23 protein-coding genes are annotated in these 25,683 nt (G+C 51.8%); 21 read left to right on the plus strand and 2 right to left on the minus strand.

The window, feature by feature from the left end; translation table 11 throughout:
- The first annotated feature begins 212 nt into the window (after positions 1-212).
- The 4 genes from AK2_RS08030 (at position 213) to AK2_RS08045 (ending at position 4,917) form a co-directional block, all read left to right on the plus strand.
- Entirely contained in the window at positions 213-1,541 is a 1,329-nt protein-coding gene (locus AK2_RS08030) for an MFS transporter (RefSeq protein WP_067933181.1), read from the plus strand.
- A gap of 123 nt (positions 1,542-1,664) precedes the next feature.
- Positions 1,665-2,924 carry an alpha/beta fold hydrolase gene (locus tag AK2_RS08035; RefSeq protein WP_067933183.1) on the plus strand — a complete coding sequence of 420 codons (1,260 nt, stop codon included), beginning with the start codon at positions 1,665-1,667 and terminating at the stop codon, positions 2,922-2,924.
- 56 nt (positions 2,925-2,980) lie between these two features.
- Positions 2,981-3,760 (plus strand): N-acyl homoserine lactonase family protein, encoded by a 780-nt coding sequence (locus AK2_RS08040; RefSeq protein WP_217994682.1) that lies wholly within the window; start codon positions 2,981-2,983, stop codon positions 3,758-3,760.
- A 512-nt stretch (positions 3,761-4,272) separates the two neighbouring features.
- Positions 4,273-4,917, plus strand: coding sequence for a GntR family transcriptional regulator (locus tag AK2_RS08045; protein WP_067933185.1), 645 nt, complete (start codon positions 4,273-4,275; stop codon positions 4,915-4,917).
- A 166-nt stretch (positions 4,918-5,083) separates the two neighbouring features.
- On the opposite strand, the gene AK2_RS08050 is transcribed toward AK2_RS08045, so the two are convergent.
- Positions 5,084-6,043: a D-2-hydroxyacid dehydrogenase family protein gene (locus AK2_RS08050; RefSeq protein ID WP_067933365.1), complete on the minus strand. Its 960-nt coding sequence runs from the start codon at positions 6,041-6,043 to the stop codon at positions 5,084-5,086.
- Positions 6,044-6,329: 286 nt separating this feature from the next.
- Here AK2_RS08050 and AK2_RS08055 point away from each other — a divergent pair, with 286 nt between their 5' ends.
- The 11 genes from AK2_RS08055 (at position 6,330) to AK2_RS17635 (ending at position 17,331) form a co-directional block, all read left to right on the plus strand.
- Entirely contained in the window at positions 6,330-6,758 is a 429-nt protein-coding gene (locus tag AK2_RS08055; RefSeq protein ID WP_067933187.1) for a VOC family protein, read from the plus strand.
- A gap of 315 nt (positions 6,759-7,073) precedes the next feature.
- On the plus strand, positions 7,074-8,108 hold the full coding sequence (locus tag AK2_RS08060; RefSeq protein ID WP_083520979.1) for a LacI family DNA-binding transcriptional regulator: 1,035 nt from the start codon (positions 7,074-7,076) through the stop codon (positions 8,106-8,108).
- A 142-nt stretch (positions 8,109-8,250) separates the two neighbouring features.
- Positions 8,251-9,924: an ABC transporter substrate-binding protein gene (locus AK2_RS08065; RefSeq protein WP_083520980.1), complete on the plus strand. Its 1,674-nt coding sequence runs from the start codon at positions 8,251-8,253 to the stop codon at positions 9,922-9,924.
- 196 nt (positions 9,925-10,120) lie between these two features.
- Complete coding sequence (locus AK2_RS08070; RefSeq protein WP_067933194.1) at positions 10,121-10,351, plus strand: hypothetical protein; 231 nt, start codon at positions 10,121-10,123, stop codon at positions 10,349-10,351.
- A 100-nt stretch (positions 10,352-10,451) separates the two neighbouring features.
- Positions 10,452-11,585, plus strand: a complete 1,134-nt coding sequence (locus AK2_RS08075) for an ROK family transcriptional regulator (RefSeq protein ID WP_281180635.1) — start codon at positions 10,452-10,454, stop codon at positions 11,583-11,585.
- Positions 11,586-11,605: 20 nt separating this feature from the next.
- Positions 11,606-12,664: a BtaManbiosPhlase gene (locus tag AK2_RS16440; RefSeq protein ID WP_083520982.1), complete on the plus strand. Its 1,059-nt coding sequence runs from the start codon at positions 11,606-11,608 to the stop codon at positions 12,662-12,664.
- A 19-nt stretch (positions 12,665-12,683) separates the two neighbouring features.
- On the plus strand, positions 12,684-13,997 hold the full coding sequence (locus AK2_RS08090) for an ABC transporter substrate-binding protein (protein ID WP_067933201.1): 1,314 nt from the start codon (positions 12,684-12,686) through the stop codon (positions 13,995-13,997).
- A gap of 135 nt (positions 13,998-14,132) precedes the next feature.
- On the plus strand, positions 14,133-15,035 hold the full coding sequence (locus AK2_RS08095; protein WP_067933203.1) for a carbohydrate ABC transporter permease: 903 nt from the start codon (positions 14,133-14,135) through the stop codon (positions 15,033-15,035).
- Complete coding sequence (locus tag AK2_RS08100) at positions 15,032-15,916, plus strand: carbohydrate ABC transporter permease (RefSeq protein WP_067933205.1); 885 nt, start codon at positions 15,032-15,034, stop codon at positions 15,914-15,916. Before AK2_RS08095 ends, AK2_RS08100 begins: the two co-directional genes overlap by 4 nt.
- A 187-nt stretch (positions 15,917-16,103) precedes the next feature.
- Complete coding sequence (locus AK2_RS08105; RefSeq protein ID WP_067933367.1) at positions 16,104-16,970, plus strand: glycoside hydrolase family 130 protein; 867 nt, start codon at positions 16,104-16,106, stop codon at positions 16,968-16,970.
- A 226-nt stretch (positions 16,971-17,196) separates the two neighbouring features.
- Positions 17,197-17,331 carry a hypothetical protein gene (locus AK2_RS17635; RefSeq protein ID WP_281180634.1) on the plus strand — a complete coding sequence of 45 codons (135 nt, stop codon included), beginning with the start codon at positions 17,197-17,199 and terminating at the stop codon, positions 17,329-17,331.
- Here AK2_RS17635 and AK2_RS17955 read toward each other — a convergent pair.
- Positions 17,288-17,593 (minus strand): IS1634 family transposase N-terminal domain-related protein, encoded by a 306-nt coding sequence (locus AK2_RS17955; RefSeq protein ID WP_500778353.1) that lies wholly within the window; start codon positions 17,591-17,593, stop codon positions 17,288-17,290. The two genes, AK2_RS17635 and AK2_RS17955, sit on opposite strands and share 44 nt — an antisense overlap.
- A 274-nt stretch (positions 17,594-17,867) precedes the next feature.
- On the opposite strand from AK2_RS17955, the gene AK2_RS08115 reads away from it, so the two are divergent.
- From AK2_RS08115 to AK2_RS08140, 6 genes are all read left to right on the plus strand, one after another.
- Positions 17,868-19,940: an alpha-glucosidase gene (locus tag AK2_RS08115; RefSeq protein WP_067933208.1), complete on the plus strand. Its 2,073-nt coding sequence runs from the start codon at positions 17,868-17,870 to the stop codon at positions 19,938-19,940.
- Positions 19,941-20,044: 104 nt separating this feature from the next.
- A complete protein-coding gene (locus tag AK2_RS08120; protein WP_067933210.1) occupies positions 20,045-20,800 on the plus strand; it encodes a GntR family transcriptional regulator in 756 nt (251 codons plus the stop codon).
- Positions 20,801-20,875: 75 nt separating this feature from the next.
- Entirely contained in the window at positions 20,876-22,174 is a 1,299-nt protein-coding gene (locus tag AK2_RS08125) for an ABC transporter substrate-binding protein (protein ID WP_083520983.1), read from the plus strand.
- 338 nt (positions 22,175-22,512) lie between these two features.
- Complete coding sequence (locus AK2_RS08130; RefSeq protein ID WP_067933214.1) at positions 22,513-23,391, plus strand: carbohydrate ABC transporter permease; 879 nt, start codon at positions 22,513-22,515, stop codon at positions 23,389-23,391.
- A 14-nt stretch (positions 23,392-23,405) separates the two neighbouring features.
- A complete protein-coding gene (locus AK2_RS08135) occupies positions 23,406-24,215 on the plus strand; it encodes a carbohydrate ABC transporter permease (protein ID WP_067933216.1) in 810 nt (269 codons plus the stop codon).
- 38 nt (positions 24,216-24,253) lie between these two features.
- Positions 24,254-25,609 carry a hypothetical protein gene (locus AK2_RS08140; RefSeq protein WP_067933218.1) on the plus strand — a complete coding sequence of 452 codons (1,356 nt, stop codon included), beginning with the start codon at positions 24,254-24,256 and terminating at the stop codon, positions 25,607-25,609.
- Positions 25,610-25,683 lie beyond the last annotated feature (74 nt).

The raw sequence follows: 25,683 nt of genomic DNA on the forward strand, positions 1-25,683 counted from the left end.
CTTGAACAGTAAACGTTAGGCATTGCGGGTTTGTTAGAGGCTCTGGGAACGGATATGGGACAACTCATGTCCGTCCCGAGTGGCCATGCAGACGTAAGAGTGTATTGTGGAACAGGTCGTTGTCGTGTATCAGTGAAAGCGCATTCTCTGAGTGGGTTCCAGGTCATGCGAGCGCTCATAACCTCGCGATTGATTCAAGGGGGTACATCCTGATGGCATATGTGGCTGCGATTGATCCAGGGTCGATCGTCAGCAAGCGGAAGACCGCGATTAGAGGGGCGTTTTTTACGGAATTTGTAGATATGTTTGATATCTATCTCCCGACCGTTATCCTGACTCCAGCGCTTGAGTACTTTCAGCCCAGACACATGCCGGCCGGTCTAGAAGGTATTCTGACATCCTTGGTATTTATCACTACACTGCTGGGAAGACCGGTCGGAGCGGTGTTATTTGGAGCGATTGGGGACAAAATTGGTCGACGGAAGACGACAATAATGTCAGTTTTTGGTTTCTCCATAATTACCCTATTGATTGCTTTGATTCCGGGGTATCGGTCCATCGGTATCGCTGCCTACTGGTTGCTGGTTATCTTCCGATTTCTGGATGGTGTCTGCTTGGGAGGCGGGTATACAGGCTCCCATCCACTGGCAATGGAATACTCCGAAAAGAGCCGGCGCGGCTTCGTAGGGGCGCTTATCCTGGCTGCGTTTCCACTTGCGTACATTCTAATCACTTTGCTTGGAATGCTCGCTTTTGCCATCTTTCCGCAAGGCGGGCCAACGTCCCCTTACGAAGTGTGGGGTTGGCGTATTCCCTTCCTGATTGGGGCTTTACTTGCCGGTTGGCTAGTTCTCTACTATGTTCGCAGTGTTCCAGAGTCGGAAGTTTGGCAGCAATCTGAGAAGGCAAAGGTGCCGTTGCTCAGTGCCTTCAAGGGAGAAAACGGGCGGAGTTTCCTCCAGGTTTTCACGATGATGACCGGTTTCTGGCTAACGCAAAACATTGTCACATTGGTCCTGCCCACGACGGTACTGCGCACGTTCTTGGGCATGTCGGGATTTCCGCTGACCTTGACACTGATGATTGCATACGCAGTACTTTTTGGCAGTTACATTGCGGCCGGCATCATCGGCCAGAAAATCGGCCGTCGCACATTCTTCATCATTCTGGGACCGGTCATCGCGGTCTTTGGAACGGCATTGCTGGCCTTCATCCTTAATGGCCAAGGCATGCCACTGATTTCTATCATCGTACTCGTCTGTGTCTTCGCCGCAATTGTCACCTCCCCATGGGGGGTCATAGTCACTTATATCAATGAACGCTTCTCCACTGGTGTCCGAGCTTCGGGCTTTGCGCTTGGATTCAGCGTGTCAGTCATCATTCCCTCATTTTATGCGTTCTTCATGGATTGGCTTGGCCACGCGATGCCGTATCGGTTCACCTGCTTGGTTCTCTTGTGCATCGGTGGGATTCTAGGCGCTATTGGTGCCATGGCCGGTCCCGAAACAAGAGATGTGGATTTCACCGAGGCTGGTGAGTGATAGCAGGTGATCCAACGAGCTGCTAGGCAGATGAATCATTAGAGGCTGGCATGTGTAGTGAGAGGGATTATGAGTATCACAATAATCCCTCTCGCCGTTTGACTTTGACTGGGGGTGGGACCCGTGATTGTTGAGGGATTGGAAGATTGGCAGCGCCGATGTAACCAGGATGCTGAAGCGAGATTGCTTGCCTCGACGATGCCTTGTGATTTTTCCGTCACGGTGGATGATGACGTCTTGCTCTGTTCGGTTCATGATGGGCAATTCATACTTCGTTACGTCGAGGAGCCTGATGAGGTGGCCGATGTCAATCTTGTGATACCAGTGCGACGTTGGAGGCAGTTCATACAGACGCCCCCTGCTCCGTTTTATAACACGTTCAATGCCATGCTGGCTCATTTTCGGGACGTAACGGTGGAAGGTGATCACGTTAAGTGGGCACAATCCGTCGGTCTGATAGAAGCTGTGCTGCGACTGGCGAGGAGTGGCTTATCGGACGCAGCAGGGCAGGGTGATTCTCTTGCTCCCGGCACCATTGATGACCGATTTGACGTATCAACAATCACCGGACATTATATGAATTTCCATAGCCGCGGCCAGCAATCCGTTCTTTACTATGAAGAAGCCGGACAGGGGCGACCAATTGTTTTCTTGCATACGGCCGGCTCCGATTCCAGGCAGTATCGATACGTGTTGGCCAACGCAAAGCTGCAGGAGCAGTGGCATATGTTTGCCTTCGACCTGCCGTTTCACGGAAGATCAGATCCCGGGCCGAAATGGTGGGAAACAAAATATTTGCTGACGACGGAAACCTATTCCGATTGGGTGCGCGATTTCGTGAAGCATCTAGAACTCCATCGGCCGGTCATTGTCGGGTCTTCAATGGCGGGTGCACTCGTTCTTTATTTGGCAGCCGAATATGGAACTGAATTCTCGGCTGCCATCTCATTGGAAGGCGGATTCGGGACTAAAGGCCGTTATGTGCCTTGGACCAACCACCCGATGGTTCACCCAGGGTTCTTCCTGCAATCCTGGGTCAGGGGACTGATGGCACCACAGAGTCCAGAGGAATGGCAGCGCCTGACCCTCTGGCAATATGCACAAGGAGGCCCTGGAGTCTACCAAGGAGACACCTATTTTTATAGCGTGGATTGGCTGAAAGCAGGAAGGCATGTCGGTCCCGCAAAGTGTCCTCTGTGGATTTTGACAGGAGAATATGACTATTCCTGTACTCCTGAGGATGGGCGAGAGGCCGCCGACAGACTTGTAGGAATATTTATAGAAATGAAAGGGGTCGGGCATTTTTCGATGTCCGAAAACCCCTTGCTCTTTTTACGTTATATAAGTCCAATCCTTGAGGAAATATTAAACAGTGAGTGGTAACGTGGCGCGGAACCTGACCGTGCTGACAATCTATGAACCAAATGGGGGAAGTCAACATGAAATACCAAGTGTACGCCATTGAGTATGCAACCCGGCAAGCCCGAAGCAGTGAGAATTTCTTTGGTCACAGCGATCCGCACGAGGACTATCCCATGCCGCTGAGTTACTATATATGGGTTGCGGTTTCAGGATCGACCACCGTTGTCATCGACGTCGGCTTCACAAGAGAGGTTGCTGTGAAACGGCATCGTGATTATCTACGCTGTCCAGTAGAGACGCTGCATCAGTTAGACATCGACCCAAGCACGGTGCCGTACGTAGTAATCTCACACATGCATTACGATCACGTGGGTAACGCGCACAAGTTTCCCAGCGCTGAATTTTTCGTGCAGGAATCTGAGATGACATTTTGGACTGGGAAGTATGCTTCAAAGCCTCATTTTCGGTCACTGGTCGAAGTAGAGGATGTGGTGCATCTGGTTCGGGAAAATTTTCGCGGTCGCGTCCACTTTGTGAATGGTGTCGAAGAAATCCTTCCTGGCATCACCGTGTACAAATCGGGTGGTCATTCGGCAGGGCTGCAAGTCGTGAAAGTGAATACGGAAAACGGCAACGTTATCTTGGCCTCGGATGCGACGCATTTCTACAAGAACTTGGAGGAAAATCGGCCTTTTTCGGTCGTGCACAATCTGGCCGACATGTACGCGGCTTTTGATCTAATTCGGTCACTGGCCAATGAATCGAGTATCATCGTCCCAGGTCACGATCCGCTCGTAATGGAGCGATTCCCGGCGGCCAAGAAAGGCCTTGAAGGGGTCGCTGTTCGCATTGACTAGCGGATCGCAAGGCTTGAGGATCTTCCTGAGGGTCCTATAGAGATGCTGTAGAGAGATGACCGGATGCTCCTCTTGAGGAGAGCTTCTGGATCTCGAATGACAGGAAAATGTCGTAAAATAGGGCTTGGCAGAGATCTCTGCCAAGGACTTTTTTGATGTTTTCATCATTTTTGTTCACAATCCATCTTATGGACTTTCCTGGAGGATCGGTGGTGCCAAGGTTGTCCCGTTGTCAATGGGCAGCAGCACCAAGTGTACTCCTTAAGCTGGTTCATGCTAAAATGATCAAGCGTCCATGTCACGTCTCATCATGTCTTGTCGGTAGATGGTGTTGGCAGCGCAGTCCTGCGAGAAGGATTGGGATGTCCCCCTTCTGTCGATCGATGACGACAGCTTCAGTCAATTTCAAATTAGGTTCATGGATGTAAGCGGTCCAACGCCTCTTCCTTGAAGTTGGAGTGCAACAAAGTAAACCATACAGGACCTAATTTCGCTTAAGGGAGATTGGCGGGTTGAAGAAAAAGGAAACTGTTGCGTCACAGATTGCCAATGAAATCGCTATGCGAATAGCCAAGAGGATGTTGCATCCAAATCAGCATCTTGTCGAACTGGCCATTGCGGAGGAATTCAAGACGAGCCGCGCCCCGGTTCGTGAGGCTTTGCTAATGCTTGAGAAAGACCGGTTGGTCGAAAAAATACCACATCGGGGATTTGTTGTTAGGCAATTCTCAAAAAGTGAAATACATCAGTTGTATGATGCTACGTTTCGTCTTGAAGAAATTGCTATGCAAAAAGCTATTCATAATGTTACCCAATCTGACATAGCGGCCTTGGAGGATATTCTGGAAAAGCAACGGGAGGCGATAGGGAACAACGATACTGTTAGTTATTACGATTTCAACGAACAATTTCACGCCTACATTTTGTTCATTGCTGGCAATCAGTTCATCACTGAAATGCATCAGTCATTACGCCGATCGTCGCGCCCGTTGAGTCTGTTGAACATGGGACAAGGAAACAATATGTCCTTGTCATACGAAGAACATACCCGCCAGTTCCGGGCTTTGCAGACGAAAGATCTTAGCTCTGGAATTCAAGCCATTCGTGATCAAGAAGCGCGCTCCTTGAAGACACTGGATATCTTTTATCCCGAGTAGTTGCACTGGATAAGACGGGTATGTTTGCCCCTTGGAGCCAGACCATGTCCAAGATGTTTTCCATGGAACGTGGGAAATCCGAACGACACCATCCTGTGAACTATGGACGCGAGGAAAGACAGAGCGCGCCGCATCTTTGCTTTGCCGTTGCTGGAAAACTGGGGTGTCAATTCAATTGTCGCACAGGGGCTCCGGACAAAAATGCGTCAATATCTTCGACGACTTGGCGGTACCACGTTTTGTATGTGTCCAGGCTGACATAGCCAAGGTGAGGGGTGGCCAAGACGTTCGGCAAGGTACGATAGGGATGGTCCTGTGGCAAGGGTTCGACTTCAAACACGTCCAAGCCTGCGCCTGCAATCGTTTGATTCCGTAAGGCCTCTTCCAATGCGGATTGATCGACGATGGGTGCACGTGAGGTGTTGATCAAATACGCAGTCCGTTTCATGCGTTGAAGTTCGGAACGGCCGATTAGCCCTCTGGTCCTGTCGCTCAATACAAGATGGATGGAAACAAAGTCACTCGTCTCAAGCAAGATGTCCTTCGAAGCCGCAAATTGTACGCCTGCTGCCATAGCCTGCTCCTCGGTTAAATTCTGGCTCCATGCTGTCACCTTCATGCCGAACGCGATGCCAACCCGGGCTACCTGACGGCCGATTCGGCCAAGACCAATAATTCCTAGTGTCTTGCCGTGCAAATCGGTGCCGATGGTGCTCTGCCACACCCCGTTTGATCGGAAGGAATGGTTCTCCTTAACAATGTTTCGGGCGAGGCCTAGAATCAAAGCCCAGGTCAGTTCGCTCGTGGAGTAAGAACTCCCATCCGTACCACAGACCGTGACACCGTGGCTCGCCGCTGCAACCATATCCACCGCAGCATTGCGCATGCCGGTAGTGACGAGCAATCTCAAGCGCGGCAAGCGGTCAAACAGTGAGGCTGGAAAGGGTGTCCGTTCACGCATGATTACGACCATGTCAAAGTCACGGATGGCCTCTACCAGGGAGTCCTCGTGGTCAAAATGGTGGTGGAACGGGATCACCTCCACCCTGTCTGTGATGGCTGTCCAATCCGCAATCGACAGGGCAATCTGCTGGTAGTCGTCAAGTATGGCACAACGTAGTTTCAAAGCGCTTTCCTCCCAATCCATCGAGAGTTCTCATACTCAGTATATGGATCTCGCGAAATGAAACAACTTATCGGAAAACAGGCGGTTTTGAATACTTCCCCCGCATGTTCGGCCACTATAAGGGCGATCCCGGAGGCGTGATCGAATGTGAAGAGGGTCGACGATTACACGGTGGAGATGGTCTGACGCGCTTGATGGCACCTATCCTCACTGGCCTTGCTTATGTGTCATAATAGAGGGGATTTGAGCATGCAGCCTTGAGTCCTGACAAAGGAGATGTACCATCGTGCCCTTGAAAATTACTCCCTATCTGGTCATGAACGGTAATGCAAATGAGGCTATCGCGTTTTACGAAAAGGCGTTGGATGCCAAGGTTGTCTTCAAACAAACTTTTGGCGAAATGCCCGAGAACCCGGATTTTCCTTTGCCAGCGGATGCGAAAGGCCGTGTATCGCACGCGACGATACAAATCGGCGAGGATGTTCTGATGTTGTCCGATACGTTTCCGGGGCAACCTCATCAATTGGGCAATCAAGTCACCATCTGCATCTCGACCAACGACAAAGAGCAGTCCAAGCGATTCTTTGATGCCCTGAAAGAAAATGGGAAAGTCAGCATGCCCCTGCAAGAGACATTTTTTAGCCCTGCATACGCTGTATTGACAGATAAGTTCGGGGTGACTTGGCAGATCCATACGGACGGATCTCCATCGTAATTCCTCTCGGCCGGGGTGTTCCGAGATGTACGTTAGGGTAAAGACTTGCATCTGGGGCACCTCGGCTTTGACGGCGGGTTGATTTTCTCCTGAAGGATAACACGACATCGGCTTCCGGGGGAGGCAGCTCTGAGGGGGCTCTATTGCTGATATTTCAATCTAGCCGCATCTAAGGGTCGATTTTGCGAAAAATTCGTGATAATGTGTCATAGATTAAACGTTTAATTAAAATCTGCTCATAGTTAAGGGGGCTATACTATCGAATAAAGAAAAGAAGAAGATAAAACGAATAAGCAGTTTGCTCCGGAGGGATGCATGGTGCCGGAAGGTCGTGCGGATCGTCCTTTAACGATAAGAGATATCGCGAGGATGGCTGGGGTTTCGACGGCCACCGTATCCAATGTACTAAACGGGACGGGGCGAGTCGCCCAGAGCACCATAGAAACCGTTCTGTCCATCATGGAGGACACGAATTTCAAGCTGAATGCCTCGGCCAGGACACTGAGACAGAAGACCTCACGTTTGATTGCCATTTTGGTTCCGGGGTTCGTGATGGGAACCAATAGCAATCCGTATTATTGGGAGTTCGTCAGCGGCGTTTCCAATGTGGTTGACGATGAGGGATTCGACGTCATCCTCAAAGGCATCTCATCACTGGATGACATCCGTCTGGTGGATGAGCGGGACATTGACGGCATCCTGATCATTGGCGCGTTTGGCTTCATGGAATTCGTGGATGCGATTATTGAACTCGGCATTCCGGTGGTTTTTGTGGACAGCTATCTGGAGGGCAAGGCTGTAAATCTGGTCAACCTGGATGACAGGTACGGCACGTATTTGGCCACCCAGCACGTATTGGCTCTGGGGCATCGCAAAGTGTTGTTTGCTTCATCGAAGCTGATTCCAGGTGGCGTCGAGAATGAACGGTTTTATGGCTACAAAGAAGCCATGGAGGCAAGCGGTCTGATTGTGGAACCAGATTGCCTGATTGAAACGGACATTTCGTTTGAGGCGGGCCGGCAATTGGCGCATCGTTTGTCCGACAGGAGCGACTACACGGCCGTCGTCACGACTGGGGACGCCTTGGCGTTGGGGCTGCTTAGGGGATTTTACGAATGCGGCCTGCAGGTACCGAGGGATGTTTCGGTTATCGGATTTGACGATTTGCGTCAATCACCTTATGCCATCCCGGCGTTGTCCACGGTGCACCAGGATGTCGTTCAAAAGGGAGAACGGGCTGCCCAAAGGCTGCTGCGGTTGATGGAAGAGGGGACGGGCCAGGGAACCGAATCAATACGACTGACACCTAGGCTGGTGGTCCGAGAAAGTTGCGCGCCTCCTAGGGCGTAGGTCTCCGCGGCGTGGGGATTATCACGCCAAAAGTCCATCGGGCACACATATCTAAGGTTGCAACTTGGGCAATCGAAGGATGGGCATCCACGCTTAGGTCGTCTGGTATGCCAAACGGAATGAAGGTGAGGGGTCTGGGAACATGTCAAAGTGGCAATGGGTCACCGCCCTGTCATTAGGAACCGCGATAACCGTCGCTGGCTGCGGATCAGGCTCTGGCGGGAATACCGACGGTTCCAAGAACTCGGCCGCCACGTCGCAATCCCAGCGCAGCGCGGCATCTACTCCGTCGGTTCTGAAAATCGGGCCGGGTGTTAGCGGAGATTTCCAACATGTGTTCAATCCCTTTCAAGGTGGCAGTGCGGCTCCAGGGACAAACGGATTTATCTATGAGTCGCTGTTTTATTTCAATCCGGTAGGGCCGCAGCAGTACGGCCTGCTCGCGTCGTCCTATAAATGGAGCCACGGGAACAAGACTCTGACCGTCGAGTTAAGGAAGAATGTCACCTGGACAGATGGAAAGCGCTTCACGGCAAAGGATGTGACCTTTACCTTTGGCCTGCTGAAAAAATATCCCGCGACAGATACCAATGGGATCTGGAACCAGCTGTCATCCATATCCGCGAAGGGAGATTATGAAGTCACTTTTGACTTCAAGAAACCGAACGTTCCATTCGCCTGGTATATCCTCAGCACCACCATTGTCCCTGAGCACATTTGGGCCGGTCTTGGCAATCCTACCAAAGCGGTGGTTCAGGACCCGGTGGGTACGGGCCCGTACAAACTCTCCAGCTTCAGTCCGCAAATCATTACGTATCAGGCCAACGATGCTTATTACCTGGGCAAACCGCCTGTGAAAACAGTGGAAATGCAGGCGTACGCCAGCAACGACGCAGAGACTATGGGTTTGGTCAAACATGAAGTGGATTGGTCCGGGATTTTTATTCCTAACATTGATAGCGTTTACACCTCCAAAGACGCCAACAGCCGCTACTGGTTTCCGCCTAATGATGTCGTCATGCTGTACGCCAATTTAAAGGATCCGTTGCTGAAACAATGGCCGGTTCGTGAGGCCATCAGTCTGGGAATCAACCGTAAAGAGTTGGTGCAAAAAGCGGAGGACGGGTATGTGGATGTCGCGAGCCCGACTGGATTGGTGCTGCCGAACAATCAGGACTGGGTGGACCCGAAGCTGAAGGGCACCAACTTTTCCTATGATCCCAAAAAGGCTGTGCAGGTCCTGGAGCAGGCCGGATTTAAGAAGAACAGCAAAGGGGTTTTTGTGTCCCCAAGCGGTCAGGAACTGTCCTTCACATTGCAGATTGTCCCAGGTTGGTCGGATTGGTATACGGCCTGTTCTCTGATTGCATCCCAACTGAAAGACATTGGAATTCGTGTCCAGGTACAGGGTGAACAGGCGGCCGCCTACACCTCGAATCTGACCAACCACAAGTACCAGCTGGCACTGTCGTGGACCGTGGCGGGGCCAACCCCCTACTACCTGTATGAAAATTTGCTGGGTTCCAATGGAGGATGGAACATTGAGCAATGGAGGGATCCAGGTACGGACAAGGTATTGCAGGATTTTTCTACGACCACGAACAAAGACCGGCAAACGGCAGACATATACTCCCTGGAACACACAATGGTCCAAAAATTGCCCGCGATTCCGCTCTTCTATGGGGTTCACTGGTCGGAGTACAATGATAAGCAGTTCAAGGGATGGCCGACGGCTGACAATCCTTATGCCAATCCCGCACCGTACGAGTGGCCAGGGCCGGAGATCGTCTTGATGCACTTGAAGCCTGCGGACTAAGCTGGTCATTGTTTGTCAGCGCAGTCGCGGATTGAAAATCGCTCACTGTGGCACCCAAATTTCGCTGCCAGCGATCTTGGGTGCCTTCTTATTGGGCGTTGATTCGGGTATTATTACATATCCGATTGAGCGTTGAAAATCTTCGGTTCGGTATTTAAATAATATTTAAATAATTCTATTGTTAGGGGGCCAAAGGATGAGGGAGTATTTGAATCCGGCCGAGACGGCTTTGGTTATCGTCGATGTCCAGAACGATTTCTGCCACGAGGAAGGGGCCTGCGCGAAGCGGGGGGATGACGTCACGGCGGCCCAGGCCATGAAGATGCATATGCTACCTGCGATCAGGAGTTGTATCCCATGGCTTTACCGTGGATTGCTGCTCAATAGATCTGGCGAAAGACACATTTTCAACAATAATCGACAATGAAAGCACTTTACTCTTGCCTTTTTGCATAATATACTTCTAAACTGTTAGTTAGAAAGGTGGAAATTCTCAGTTGCGAGGCGATGCACGATTATTGCGGCGGTTGAATGAGAGAAGAATATTGAACGCAATTCGTCTAAAAGGGCCCGTTTCTCGAACTGAATTGCAGCGGGAACTAGGGCTGGCATTGCCCACGGTTTCACGCGGGGTTGACAGGCTCTTGGAGCGTGGGTGGATCCGCTCAGTGGGCAGCGGTGATTCGACGGGCGGCCGTCCGCCCGAGTTAGTGGAGATCAATCCAAATGGTGGGTTTGCCCTAGGAGTGGATCTGGGCCGAGATACGGTTACCACGGTAATAACGGATCTCTTTGCTAGGCCTAAGTGTATGAGCACAGTGCGGCTGGCCGGTTTGGGCGGCCCTGAGGGATTGGTTCAATACCTCAGTGATTTTGCGGAGACCAGCGGCTGCTCGCCAGACCTGCTGGTAGGCATCGGTGTCGCCGCGCCTGGTCCGCTGGATACGTATGCCGGCCGTCTATTGCAGCCAGAGAACATGCCAGAAGTGTGGCATGGAGTCTGCATGGCCAGCTTGTTGCAGAAGCGGTTCTCTGTTCCCGTGTACCTTGAAAATGACGCGAATGCGGCCGCGCTCGGTGAAACCTGGTTTGGTGACTGGGGAGACGTGCGCCACGCATTGTTCATTTTGGCCGATGCTGGTGTCGGCGCCGGCGTGGTCATCGATGGTTCCATTTACGCAGGGGCACACGACATGGCTGGGGAGTTCAGCCACATGATTGTCAACGTGGACGGCGACTGGTGCACCTGTGGCAGACGTGGATGTGTCACCAGTGTGGCCTCACGGCATGCGATTGAGTGGAATGTGCAACGTTCTCGAGAGCGCCAGGAAAATGAGCCCTTTGAAGAAATCATTCGGCGTGCGAAGGGGGGGATGGAGCCGGAGGTATCCGTAGTGCAATCGGCAATTCTGTATCTGAGCGTGGGGATTGCCAATATGGCGTATACATTTGATCCTGATTTAGTGATTCTAGGGGGCTCTATGTTATTGGTGGACAAGTTTGTCAGTAATGCCGTGATCCATGAATTGCAGAGGCTCATGCGCAGTCGCTGTACCATCGTCGAGACCCAGTTTGGGTTACAGGCGGTGGCTATCGGTGGGGCCACTTTGGCTCTTCAGGGAATCTATGACGTCAAGCCACTTGTGGCGGTGGACAGTTGAATACAGAGAGGATGACGACAGTGGGGGTATACCGTTACCCGGAAAATCCTTTATTGACCCCGGCAGATGTACCGCCACACCGCGACGACTTCGAGGTTATTGGTGTGTTTAATGCCGGAGTGGCCAAATATCATGATGAAATCATTTTGTTGCTGCGTGTGGCCGAGCGACCGGTTGCACAAGATGAGCAAACCATTAAAGCTGCCATCTTCGACGTAAGCGCTAAAGGTCTTCGAATCGAGACATTCCATCGAAATGATCAGCGTTATGACTTTTCGGATCCACGCAGTATCGCGCCTGTTGAAAGAAAAGGTGGCTTTACCTACCTGACGTCCATCTCCCACCTGCGGATTGCTCGGAGCGTGGATGGACGCCACTTTCACGTTGACGAGCAACCTTTTCTTTACCCGCAGACGGAGTTGGAGACATTTGGGGTGGAAGACGCTCGGATTACGCAAATCGGCGATACCTATTACATCACATACAGCGCTGTCTCTGCGCGCGGAGTAGGAGTTGTATTGGCTTCCACAAAAAATTTTCACGACGTGCATCGCCATGGCATGATCTTGCCACCCGAGAACAAGGACGTGGTTCTCTTTCCTGAACCGATAGGGGGGAAATACTACTGCCTACATCGCCCGGTGCCGAGTGGCAACGGTTCACCAGACATATGGTTGGCCGAGTCGTCAGACCTCAATCATTGGGGAAACCATCACCATTTGATGGGTTGCCGCCCTGAAGCTTGGGACAGCAGAAGGCTAGGAGCAGGCGCGCCTCCACTGAGGACGGAGCATGGATGGTTAGAACTTTATCACGCCGCCGACGAGGATGCACGCTACTGTGTGGGGGCGGTCCTACTCGATCTTGAGGACCCTTCTCAGGTTCTCGTTCGCTCCCGGCATCCTATTTTGGTACCAGAGGCTGACTACGAGACAAACGGATTTTTTGGAAACGTTGTATTCCCTTGTGGTGCTCTGCTCCAAGGAGATACTGTACAGGTCTATTACGGTGTGGCGGATACTTCGATGGCATGCGTGGAAATTCCACTGCAGACCATATTTGATTCACTTGGATCATAAGTAAAGGGGGACATGCGTGATGTTGAACGCCGGGACTAAGTGGACCGTAAGTGTAGTCATGGCAGGAGCAGTACTTTTGTCTGCAACAGCTTGTGGCAGTGGGGGGACTGGCAACGGCAACAGCGCTAGCAAAAGCCATTCAGCGGGACCGGTTACCATTACGTTTGGAACGTGGGGCGGTGCAGAAGAAGATGCTCAACTTCACAAGATCATCAACAAAATCAACCAGGAACATAAGAATGAATTCCATATTAAGGAAATAAATACGCCAAGTAACTATGATCAAAAGCTGAAGACCGAGATTGCGGCTGGATCGGCTCCTGATATTTTCTATCTGTCGGATGGGGAGGCCACCACCTATGCGCAAAGCGGCGCCATTCTCGATTTGCAGCCGTATCTAGACAAATACAAAGACAAATATGTGGTGGCCAATTTAGATAATTACTATCCGAATACACTAAAAAATGACAAATACGATGGAGACTACTACGCTCTCCCGTGGATTGGACAGCCGACGGTGATGTATTACAATCCGAAACTCTTCAAGCAGGCCGGTTTACAGGAGCCCAAGAACGGCTGGACGTGGCAGGATTTTCTTAATGACTGCCGTCAAATAAAGAAGAAGACCGGAGTTTATGGATTCCTCTTGTCCAACGGTTGGCCTCCGGTGTACGACTTTATTTGGTCCTACGGCGGAGACTTTTGGAATAAAGACATGACTAAGAGTACCTTCGATTCACCGCAAACAGTGGATGCCCTGAACATGCTGCATACTCTGGTACAGGAAAAACTGGTTCCGAGCCAGGCGGAGTTGGCCAACGTGGATATCGAAGACTTGTTCCGACAAGGTAAGGTGGCGATGTTTGCGGGAGGAGCTGCCGATGGCAACTATGCAGCGAAAGGATTTCAGGCCAAGGTGGCTCCCTTGCCAAAAGGTGCTGTCCAAGTGACGGACTTGGGTATTGATGACATGGCCATCAATGCCCACACAAAGGTGGATAAGGACACAGTATTCAAGGCGTTTGTGGCACTGCTCGACGGGATCGACCATTGGAAGGTTGTTCCGCCCATTAAACAATACGCGGCTAACTTGGAACAGTTGGATGTGCCTGACGCTCCGGGCGGACACACGCCCAAGGACAGGATTCAGCCAATCTTGACATCGATGGAACACGCGCGCCTTTTGCAAGCGCTTCCGAATCCAACAGCACAACAGAACTTCTGGAACGTGCTGGCCAACGATGTCTATGAGCCGTTGCTGTTGGGCAAAGAAACTCCGAAACAGATTGCAAAGAAGACCCAAGATGACTTGAATAATTTGATTAATAAATGAGCGGTCGTTGACACGACAAGCCGCGGGCATACCAGGAGCGGTCTGTTCTATTTCTTTTGGTATGTTGAGCAAGTTACGCGGCTCCTGGCGGTGAAACCAGGGGCCGCGGGTTTATAGGAACAGGGGGGGGCTGGATTGAACACGAAACACCGTGAGGCGCTATTAGGGTATCTTTACATCAGTCCCTGGTTGATAGGTTTTTTGTGCTTGACGCTCGGGCCTTTGCTGGCATCCCTGTATTTTGGATTTACTCAATACAACCTGTTAAGTGCACCAAAATTCATTGGACTGCAGAATTATATACACCTTCTACATGATCCAGACTTCTGGCAGTCTCTGTATGTCACTTTCTATTATGCCATCTTCTCGGTTCCATTGGACTTGTTGGTAGCCCTGGGAATGGCGATTCTCCTGAATCAAAAGGTGCGACTCATGCGTTGGTTTCGCACCATATTTTACTTGCCTGCGGTGTTGCCTCCGGTGGCCGTAGCAATTTTATGGAACTGGATATTAAATCCCAAATACGGGATACTGAATCGCTTCCTTGCTATATTACATTTGCCACAGCCCCAGTGGCTGGTGACCCCACAATGGACGGTGCCGTCCTTCATTGTTATGAGTGTTTGGGGAGTCGGCACCTGGATGATTACATTTTTGGCCGGCTTGCAAGATGTGCCTGTGAACTTGTATGAGGCCGCCATTATAGATGGTGCATCCGTGTTGAAAAAGTTTTGGTACATCACCTTGCCCATGATTTCTCCTGTGCTGTTTTTCAACCTGGTCATGGGTGTAATCGCTGCGTTTAGTTTCTTCACACAAGCGTTTGTCATGGGTTCTGGATACGGAGGCCAAGGAGCGGGCGTCAACAATGCTGGTTTGTTTTACGCTCTCAATATCTATATTCAGGGGTTCTCCGATTTAAACATGGGTTATGCCTCTGCTCTTGCCTGGGTACTGTTTCTCATTGTCCTGCTCTTGACGTTGCTCATCTTTAAGAGTTCTGCCTTATGGGTGTATTACGGGGGTGAGAGAGAATGAGTGCTCGTACATCGCTGACAGCCGATACCTCGTATGCCACAGGTGTGTCCGTACGGTTTTCGCGTCGCTTGTCACGGGTTGTCACGTATCTTCTCCTGGTAGGCACCTCCGTCTGTTTCCTGATTCCTTTTGCCTGGTTGATTGTGAGCGCCTTTAAGACCAGCGATGAGATCTTTGTCTATCCGCCCATTTGGTGGCCGGAACATTGGCGCTGGGAGAATTTCGTGCAAGCGTTGACGACTCTTCCATTTGGGCGGTATGCACTGAACTCGATCTTAATTGCTGTCATAAATGTGGTCGGCAATGTGGTGTCTTGTTCGCTGGTTGCTTATGGATTTGCGCGCTTTCGATTTCCTGGGCGTCGTATCCTTTTCATGGTGTTACTGGCAACCATGATGGTACCCAGTCAAGTGCTGCTTGTCCCGCAGTTCGTCCTATTTCACGAATTGGGGTGGACAAATACGTTTCTCCCTCTTACGGTGCCAGCCTTCTTTGGATCCGCCTTTTACGTGTTTTTACTGCGTCAGTTCTTCATGACCCTGCCGTTGGAACTTGAAGAAGCTGCGAAGATAGATGGAGCCGGGAGCTTACGTACGTTTCTTACCATTGTGCTGCCGCAAGTGAAACCTGCCTTGACAGCGGTCGCCATTTTTTCTTTCCAGGGTGCCTGGAACGACTTTCTCTCGCCTCTTATCTATTTAAATGATCCAACGAAATTTACACTGCAATTAGGACTTGCTCAATTTCAAGGTACCTACCACACGGAATGGAACCTGATTATGGCGGCGACCGTAGTCGTGATGCTGCCAATGCTGGCCATTTTCTTTGCAGCCCAACGCTATTTTATCGAGGGCATCACAATGACAGGCTTGAAGGGATAGTTACAATGTAGCGCGGATATGGCCTAGGCTTGCCGCGTAGGAGTGGTTTTCTTGTATCTTACAGAATGGGGAGAGCCGCACATTGAGTTCAGTCATACAAACCATCACTTTTCCGTTGGGCCCTTTTGTAAAACATGTCTCCAATCCGATACTTGGACCAATTGGAGATACGTGGCAGGCCAAAGACTTGTTCAATCCCACAGCTGTATGTAAAGATGGGAAAGTCTACTTACTATATCGAGCGGAAGATCATTCGGGAGTCGGGCGCTGGAATGGCACTTCCCGAATTGGACTGGCCGTCAGCGAGGATGGAATTCATTTTGAACGACATGCCGATCCCGTGTTGGTCCCTACAGAGCCCTACGAGCTTCCGGGTGGATGTGAGGATCCGCGGGTGACACAAATCGGAGACACCTACTACCTCACATATTCGGCGTTTGATGGACGCAGTGCCCGGTTGTGCCTGGCTACATCCACCGATTTGTACCATTGGACGAAGCACGGCATTCTGTTTCCTGAGTGGCCGGGTGGTAGATCACATAGGGTGTGGTCAAAATCTGGTGCCATTCTGGGCGATCCCATTGCAGGGCGATACGTAATGTATTTCGGTGATACGAACATCTGGATAGCTTACTCGGAAGACCTCATCCACTGGACTCCCGATGCTACCCCGGTTCTGTGTCCTTCGGACCATCCCCAAGCTTTCGACAGCGCGCTGGTTGAGCCTGGGCCTTCACCCATACTGACCAGTGACGGTATTCTTTTAATATACAATGCAGCCAGACGCATAGAGCCTGTCGACGCGTCGTTCCTGGATTCGTCAGGTTACAGCCTTTACTATGCCGTCGGACAAGCCCTCTTTTCGCAGGAGGATCCCGCTCGGGTATTGGCGCGCACGGCCGAGCCCTTCATGATTCCAGGTTCTGAAGACGAGCTGAAAGGTCAGGTGGACAACGTGGTGTTTGCCGAAGGCCTTGTCCATCATAATGACGTCTGGTACCTCTACTACGGCATGGCCGATTCAAAGATTGGCGTCGCAACGTTGGTGAAGTAAACATATTTTCCGATAAGGTGCTGTCCTGAAACCCGCCGTAAGACGGGAGAAGGGACAGCCATTTTTACTTTCTTATGTGAACTATTTCCCTATTCCCCACATTTCGTGCTCGTTCTTTCGGTGTGTAAGTGGCTGGGATACAAACTGATATTGAAAGATTTTTATACGGAAGTAGGTCGTTGACCGACAGCGTCTCAGGCAGGGACAGTAACGAGGGGAGAGTGGTTTGCTGCCAATAAGACCGTGTGAACCGCTTGGAGCCGGGCTCCACGAGGCGGGCAACAATCATGCCGATGACGATGGAGCGCGAAAGCTCATCACCGCCGAGCAGTTTGTCCAGTCCGACTTGGCGAACAGTTGAGAGGACGGCCCATACGGCGCCGTGAGACCGGGAAGTGGTAATCCGGAAGGTTTCGGACGCTGAGATGAACGCCTCTCCTTTCAGGGCGCGGCGAATGAGCTCGACGACATGCTCGGGGGAGTGCGGACAGATTGGCGAGCGTGCGATGTTTGACCTTTCCATCCTCCCGGTACGTCTGGCGAAGAAGAATGGAGGTATAGGTCTTGCCCTTGTATGTACGTTTGGTGATGGCTACGTGCATGGCGTTGGATGGTTTTCTCATAGGTATTTACATTCGCCACTGAATCGAAGATTCTTCCCGCTCTGCAAACAATTTTAGTGGCTACAATATTAAAAATAAAAATGCCTTAAGACCTTGTTCATCAAGCTCTTAAGGCTCATTTAGACCGTGAACTTCCGCCTAAATACCGAGAAAATGTTCCTCAAAGAATGCCTTGACGAAAAACCGACTATTTAGATAGACTAGCTTTATATTAAACCTCCTTGTTGGGTCGACAATACCTTATGCACATGATTGTGCGGAAGGCGGGGGTCGGATGCATCTGCGCGTAAACGGAGACCAGGTAGTGGTCGCCCACCGGGGACGGGTCTTGATTCGGCATCAGGCCGACAAGCCGTGGCTCTGTGTCGGCCGCGGTTCGGCGACTTACGACATGCACAAAGGCAACTTCACCATTGAAGACTCATTGGCAGAGAAGGTGCCTTTGAGCAAATTAGAAGCCTATGCAGAGGGCCTATCCGATGAGGTGACGTCAGTACGTTTGGTGGCCAGCGGACGTGGTGGGGTCACCGTATGTGCAGATGTGAGCTTAGACCGACATGGCGACGTTGTCGTGGTATTCAGTCCATGCCCCCAGGACGCATCTGGCACCAGTGTGGAAGCCTGGAATCGCTGGTGGATTCGAGTCCCGTCGGAACCTGGAGAGGCCGTCTTTGGTTGCGGAGAACAATTTTCTCACCTGAATCTGCGGGGGCGAAGGTTTCCTTTATGGGTATCTGAGCAAGGCGTAGGGCGGAACAAGAAGACCTATGAGACGTTCCTCGCGGACACTCATGAAGGGGCCGGCGGGGACTATTACACAACCTATTTTCCGCAGCCGACGTTTGTGTCCAGCCAAAAGTACTACTTCCACGTGGAGACCAGTGGTTACAGCGTATTTGATTTTCGTGACAAAGATGCCCATCAAATCGAGATTTGGGGGGCGCCGCCTTCTGTCCGCATCGGCGTGGATGAAACGTTTGCAGGTGTTTTGGAACGACTGACTGCTTACATGGGCCGACAACCGGAATTACCCGAATGGGTCTATGACGGCGTCTGGTTAGGCTTGCAGGGCGGGACCGACGTGGTTGATGCCAAATTGCGCCGCGCTCGAAATGCAGGTGTTCAGGTCGCCGCCGTATGGGCTCAGGACTGGCAAGGCAAGCGTATCACACCATTCGGAAAACAGCTCATGTGGAATTGGCGATGGGACAGAAATTTGTATCCCAATCTGGACAAAGCGATTCCCGAGTGGCGACGACAGGGAATACGTTTCCTTGGCTATATCAACTGTTTTTTGGCCATTGAGGGAGACCTATATGAAGAAGCTAAGAAAAAGGGATACCTTGCCCGCAATCGGGAAGGCCATCCTTATCACGTCGTGATTACGTCGTTTCCCGCAGCCATGGTGGATCTCACGAACCCAAATGCGGTCGCATGGCTTAAACGCCTCATCCAGAGAGAGATGATAGACCTCGGACTATCCGGTTGGATGGCCGATTTTGGGGAGTATCTGCCTACAGATGCCGTTCTGTACAACGGCAGGGCCGAGGAGTTGCACAATCAATGGCCAACGCTTTGGGCCCGTGTGAACCGTGAAGCCGTGGAAGAGTATGGACGACTGGGCCGTGTCATCTTCTTTATGCGTGCGGGCTACTCACACTCGGGGAAATACACGACGATGGTATGGGCAGGAGATCAAAATGTGGATTGGAGCCGAGACGATGGTCTGCCCTCGGTTATCCCGTCAGCGCTTTCCTTGGGCATGTCTGGAGTGGGTCTTCATCACAGCGACATCGGTGGATACACCACGTTGTTTCACATAAAACGCTCCAAAGAATTGTTTATGCGCTGGGCAGAGCAAGCAGCCTTTACGGTTTTAATGCGAACTCACGAGGGGAACAGGCCTGATGACAACTGGCAGTTTGACGGGGATGAGGAAACTCTGCGCCACTTTGCGCGCATGAGCCAAGTTCATGTCGCGCTCAAGCCGTACTTACAACACTTGGTGAGGGAAAACAGTCAGCGCGGGATGCCGGTTGTGCGGCCAATTTTTCTTCATTATGAAAACGAACCGTATTGGTACGATGTCCAGGACGCATATCTGCTGGGGCGAGACGTGTTGGTAGCTCCTGTGTTGCAGGAACAGGTTGTGGAGCGAAAGATTCGGCTGCCTCAAGACGAATGGATCCATCTTTGGTCGGGTCACTCCTACCATGGAGGCGAAGTGGCGGTGGCCGCACCGCTCGGGGAGCCGCCTGTCTTTTACCGGGCTTCTTCACCGTACAAGGAGTTGTTTGAGTCAGTGCGGTCAGTCGTTTCGCATCCGAAAAAATTTTTGGGCCGATAAAGATCATGATGTTATTACGTTGTGATGAATGGGCGTGCGCGTTTCAAGAACGATGATAAGGTTTAGGCCATAGCATTGGCCTGGCTGTAAGAGGAGGGGTTCGGATGACCGATGTGCGTGTGTCCCAATTGGAACATGGCGGGCATGTCCCACTTTACGTCCAGTTGTCCAATTTACTTCGAAACCAAATCGTTGCAGGAGAATGGAGGGCGGGGGACGTCATCCCGACTGAGGCCGAGCTGATGGAGACTTACCAAGTCAGTCGGACGACCGTCCGGGAGGCGGTTTCGCTTCTGGTGAATGAGGGGCTGCTTCGCCGAAAACAGGGGAAAGGCACCATTGTGCAACAGCCCCGTGTATCTGAAACGTTGGGGAAACTCACGGGTTTTTCGGAGGAAATCCGCTCGCGCGGCATGGTCCCAGGCGCACGCTGCCTGCAGTGCGGCTTCGTAGGTGCTAATCCCCGGGTTTCCCGATGTCTGGGATGTCCAGAGGGCACCACTGTACTTCGGACGTATCGATTGCGTCTGGCCAACGGCGAGCCAATTGCTGTTGAAGAAAGCTATTGGCCAAAACCCATAGGCCAAATCCTTCTCAATCACGATCTCGATACAGCCGCCTATTACGACATTTTGGAGGGAGATGCCAACATTGTCCTTTCTTCGGCAGAGGAAGTCATCAGGGCCGTCAATGCGAGCGCTGAGGAAGCTAAACTTTTGGAAGTTAAGCCTGCGTCCGCGTTGTTGATGATGGAACGCGTTACCATGAGTGCCAACTATGGTGTCATCGAATACTGTCGAACAAAATACCGTGCGGACAGATATGATTATCGGATTCGGCTGCAACGTTCCAGAGGATGACTTCATGGAGTGGCAGACAGGGACGTGTGAATATATGGGTGCAGCACAAGGACATGAACAAGAGGGGGAAATGTCGTGAAAAGTATCAGAAGGACATTGACCGTGGCATTGTCTGCAGTCGGGTTGTTGGCCGCAGTAACGGGTTGCTCTACCGGAAGTGGGAGTGCGAATGGAGCGAAGACGGGGACGACGTCCTCCGTGAATTCAAGCGGGAAGCCCGTGACCTTGACATTTTTGCATTGGCGTGGGGAGGATGTTCCTGAGTTCAACAAGCTCATCGCAGATTTTCACAAGCTCCATCCGAACATCAATGTCCAGATGAAGGTCATTCCTTCCAATCAGTACATTGCACAGGCGCAGGCAGATCTGACAGGTCCCCATGGGGCGGATGTCTTCACTTCGTTTCCAGGCTCGGAATTCAATGCGATTGAAAAGGCCGGTTTGTACACGGACCTCACCCATCAACCATTTATAAAAAATTTCAATCCGAACTTGATACAAGCGGGACAGGATAAGGGAAAGCAACTAGCCATTCCATATCAAGTCGTATTCAACATGCCCGTATACAATAAGGGCCTGTTCAAAAAGTTGAATCTCTCTGTCCCAACAAATTGGAACGGATTTTTAAAACTCTGCCAGACTCTGAAGAACCACGGTTACACGCCTATCGTTTTCGCGGGTGAAGTGAGTGCTGGACAGTTCTTTAACGACATGGTGATGAACAATGTGCCGGATCCAAAAGTATTCACAGGTTTGCAGGACGGGTCATCCAAACTGACGGATCCTGGTTTCCTCAAAACCTTCGAGCAAATTTCCGAGCTCGCGAAAAAAGGTTACTTCCAAAAAGGTCCGTTGGGAACCTCTCAGGACGCTGCCACGGCCATCTTTGCCCAAGGGAAATCTGGCATGTTGGCCCTGGGAAGCTATCAAATAGCGCCCGTTAATACGGACAACAACCGTGCATTTCAGATGGGCCTGATGGCACCCATCACCACGAACAGTGCGAGCGACGCCAAGTATAAAGGCATTGACACGACGACCTTTATGTTGGGTGTGAACAAAAATTCTTTGCACAAAAAGGAAGCCGAAGAATTTATCAGCTACTTGTCGGAGCCGAAGGTGGCAGCCCAGTATGCAAATGCAACGGATCAGATGGTCACGGTTCGGAATGTGAATTACACAGATCCTGTTTTAAAAGCGATGGAGCCTATGTTGAATCAGCCTCTTCGTTTCCAACCGATGTACACGTTGACCAATCAACAGGTAGTAGACGCTGTGACCACGGCGGTTGAGGATGTCATCTCTGGCATGGATCCAAAAGCAGCTGCGGAAAAAGAGCAGAAAGCGATTGATCAAGCGTTGCAGCAAAAGTAACCGGATAAAAGGCGGAATCTCGGATTCAGAGCGCCGCGCTGCAGGAAGTATCACCGAATGGTTGCGGGATTAGGAATTGGGGTCACGGAATTCTTATGGCGGCCGATGAGGTGAGCACGATGGCGCCGCCCCTTTCCGATTTGACTGCTCCATCGAGTGGTATGGCTTGTTCGCTGCGTGCAGATGCCGCCATGCATGGCGGCGTCTGTCGCTCCAGCGGGCGGCAATTGGCCAGGGAAGTCCATGTAAGTGGGCCATTTGCGAAGCGCATGCCCAGACATGGTTTTGTTGTGTGATTACGGTCAGCCAGGTCATGGTCGTCTGAGAGGAGGATGCAGATGCGGGCCAAACCGTCCATCTACCTATTTCTATTGCCTGGTGGGCTGATTTTTCTCATCTTTTTTGTAGTGCCGACCATTTACGGTCTTTCGTTGAGTTTCACGAACTGGGACGGGCTCTCTCCGCAGTTGCAATTCATTGGATTCGCCAATTACGCGCATCTTTTGACGGATGACAGTTCGTTCCACACTGCCATTGGGAACACCCTGAAATTCGTCCTCACCGTTGTGATTATCCAATCCACCTTGTCGTTGATTTTGGCCATCTATTTGCTGAAGAATACGAAGGTCAACATCTTCTTACGGACGTTATATTTTTTCCCTACAATCCTGTCTTCAGTTTCGGTAGCTTTTATTTGGATGTTTATTTACGATTCGAACATCGGGATTCTCAACACGCTTCTTGGGGATGTAGGGCTCCAGAGTTTGCAAGCTTCTTGGTTGGGCGATCAGCGCATGGCTATCTACTGTATCGCCGCCACTGAGATTTGGGCTCACACGGGACAGTTGCTCATCATCTATTTGGCCGGCTTACAACAGATACCCCACGAGCTATACGAGGTCGCCATGCTGGAAGGCGCTTCCCGATGGCAAACGTTCCGTAAAGTGACGTGGCCCCTGCTCGCTCCTGCCACCACCATCGTGGTCGCGTACACCACCATCCAGTCGTTTCGTATGTTCGACCTGATCTTTGCTATGACGGATGGTGGCCCCGGAAACTCTACGGAGGTTCTGGCGACGTACATCTACCATCAGGCCTTCCAGTACAATCACGTGGGATACGCGTCGGCGGTGTCGATGCTTTTCATGGTCATCATCGCCCTCATCACAATGGCGCAGTTTGGACTGCTGCGGTTCCGTTCCCTGAAGAGTGCCTGAGGAGGTGACTCAGATTGCGGTTTCTTCGCATTCCGGTGATTTGGGCCTATGCCCTGGTGATCGCTGTGCCCGTGCTGGTGGTTGTGGAGAGCAGTTTCAAGTCACTCGCGACACTTTATCAGGATCCACTGTGGCCGACGAAAGGGATGTCCGGACAGTCGTACCAGACCCTAACGTCACAGGTACCATTATTTCGCTATTTCATGAACAGTGCAGAGGTGACCGTCGTTTCTCTGATCTTAATCATCCTCCTGGGGAGTATGATCTCATATGCGATTCTGCGTCTCCCTCGGATTCCAAGCATGATTGTGTACGGCGTGTTCGCGGTTGGCATGATGATTCCGACCCAGGTCAATATGATCCCGATGTATTTGGAAATGGCCCGTTTGGGACTGGTGAACTCGCGCATCGGGTTGATTTTAGTCGAAACTGCATTTCTCCTACCCATATGCGTGTTCATTATCGGTGGCTTTATGCGGACACTGGCAAAAGAGCTGCTTGAAGCGGCGAAGGTGGATGGTTCAGGTGAGTGGCAGATGTACTGGCGTATCGCCATGCCTTTGTCGATGCCGGCCATCGCCAGCGCAGCCGTCTTCGCCGGCGTGATTGTGTGGAACGACCTATTGTTTCCACTGCTACTTATCAAGTCGAATGACAAAGATACCCTGCCATTGGCCTTGCTGAGCTTTTCCGGGCAGTACCAGACCAACTATCCTGTCATTTTTGCCGGGGTATTGCTGGCCAGCATTCCTATGGTGGTGCTGTACGTGTTCTTGCAGAGGTACTTCATCGCCGGAATGACGGCCGGTGCCGTGAAAGGTTGAACAGCGGGGACGGAGTGACGACGAAGGGGTGTCGTTGTATGGTACAGCGTTCCAAACTGCGGCTGGGATTCGTGGGTCTGGGCAGAAAGACGTTCGATACAGCGCTTGCTTCTCAGTATCTCGACGATTCCATCCATTTTCTGAGTGAACACTGTCCACGATTGACAGCGGTTTCGAATTTGGTCACGGACATGGAGGAGGTCCACGAAGCCGTTGAAAATCTGCGTGGGAAAATCGATGTTCTTATTGTGCAGTTCACGACGTTTGTGGACGGACGGTTCATCGAGGCCTTGGCGCGGCAGATTCGCGTTCCGACTATCGTCTGGGCGATTCGGGAGCCCAACCGCGGTGTGCGGCGAAGATTAGCCTTGAATTCCCTGACAGGCGCCAATCTCGCCAGCCACGTCCTGGTTCAAGAACACGTGGCTTTTCAATTCTTGTATGGCGATCCTGGTGAGGCAGTGACAGTTAACCGACTTACGGCTCTTCTGCGCTACTTCGAAGCTTATCGTAAAATGCGCTCGTTTACGGTTGTCACGTTGGGCGATGCGCCCGATGGGTTTCAATTCAGCCTGCCTCATCGGCGGGCACAACAACAATTAGGGATTCACATGGAGTCTCTGGATCTCCAAGAGACGTTTGCCCGGGCCGAATCTGTGCCGGACGATGCCGTGATAAGCGTCCTTGACGATGTTCGCCGCCGGGTTCGCGGTTTGGATCGGCAGCCGCGCGATGCCGTTCTGAAGTTCGCCAAGATGCAGCACGTGCTCCGACAAGATTTGGCGCGTCTTGGCGCTGACGCAGTGGCCGTGCGGTGTTGGCCGGAGTTTTTCACGGAGTTTGGCGCGGCCGCTTGCTCCACCGTGTCTGCGCTTATCGAGGACGGAATTGTGGCTTCCTGCGAGGCGGACGTCCTTGGGGCTCTTTCAATGGACGTGGTCAGCTGCCTGACCGGATCACCTGCGTATTTAGGCGATCTTGTTGAACTCGACGAATCCACAGGCGCCATGACCTTTTGGCACTGCGGCGCGGGCGCGTTTTCCCTAGCGCGACCGACGGAAGGTGCCACGGCAGGGGAACATCCCAATCGTGCTATCGGGTTTACGTTGGAATTCGGTCTGAAGCCAGGTCGGGTGACGATTTTCCGCTTGGGTGAAGATGTTGATGGTGGGGTGCGGGCGCTAGTGTCGTCAGGCACCGTGTTGGATGAGCCCCAGCGATTCCTCGGAACATCGGGACGTGTTGTGCTTGACGGGCCAGAGCCTCCTCTGCAGCGGCTGACGCGAGTACTGGAGGCGGGGTGGGAACCGCATTACGCCCTTGCCTATGGAGACGTTGCAGATTGGCTTGTGAAGCTGTGTGGACAGTTCGGAATTGAAGCCATGATGTTTTAGGGAGCGTCCGGAAAGCGCATAAATTTCTGTGAACTCTCTGGGGTGGAGTCTTGGAACGGCTGGACATGGGGGAG

Origin of the sequence: Alicyclobacillus kakegawensis NBRC 103104 (assembly GCF_001552655.1) — a bacterium.
Classification (GTDB): domain Bacteria; phylum Bacillota; class Bacilli; order Alicyclobacillales; family Alicyclobacillaceae; genus Alicyclobacillus_G; species Alicyclobacillus_G kakegawensis.

What these genes read in the sequence shown, in the direction of transcription:
- AK2_RS08130 (WP_067933214.1), top strand. Translation starts at nt 22,513, where the DNA reads ATGCGGGCCAAACCGTCCATCTACCTATTTCTATTGCCTGGTGGGCTG.
- AK2_RS08030 (WP_067933181.1), top strand. Translation starts at nt 213, where the DNA reads ATGGCATATGTGGCTGCGATTGATCCAGGGTCGATCGTCAGCAAGCGG.
- AK2_RS08115 (WP_067933208.1), top strand. Translation starts at nt 17,868, where the DNA reads ATGCATCTGCGCGTAAACGGAGACCAGGTAGTGGTCGCCCACCGGGGA.
- AK2_RS08100 (WP_067933205.1), top strand. Translation starts at nt 15,032, where the DNA reads ATGAGTGCTCGTACATCGCTGACAGCCGATACCTCGTATGCCACAGGT.
- AK2_RS08065 (WP_083520980.1), top strand. Translation starts at nt 8,251, where the DNA reads ATGTCAAAGTGGCAATGGGTCACCGCCCTGTCATTAGGAACCGCGATA.
- AK2_RS08120 (WP_067933210.1), top strand. Translation starts at nt 20,045, where the DNA reads ATGACCGATGTGCGTGTGTCCCAATTGGAACATGGCGGGCATGTCCCA.
- AK2_RS08070 (WP_067933194.1), top strand. Translation starts at nt 10,121, where the DNA reads ATGAGGGAGTATTTGAATCCGGCCGAGACGGCTTTGGTTATCGTCGAT.
- AK2_RS08040 (WP_217994682.1), top strand. Translation starts at nt 2,981, where the DNA reads ATGAAATACCAAGTGTACGCCATTGAGTATGCAACCCGGCAAGCCCGA.
- AK2_RS08090 (WP_067933201.1), top strand. Translation starts at nt 12,684, where the DNA reads ATGTTGAACGCCGGGACTAAGTGGACCGTAAGTGTAGTCATGGCAGGA.
- AK2_RS08140 (WP_067933218.1), top strand. Translation starts at nt 24,254, where the DNA reads ATGGTACAGCGTTCCAAACTGCGGCTGGGATTCGTGGGTCTGGGCAGA.
- AK2_RS17955 (WP_500778353.1), bottom strand. Translation starts at nt 17,593, where the DNA reads ATGAGAAAACCATCCAACGCCATGCACGTAGCCATCACCAAACGTACA.
- AK2_RS08060 (WP_083520979.1), top strand. Translation starts at nt 7,074, where the DNA reads ATGGTGCCGGAAGGTCGTGCGGATCGTCCTTTAACGATAAGAGATATC.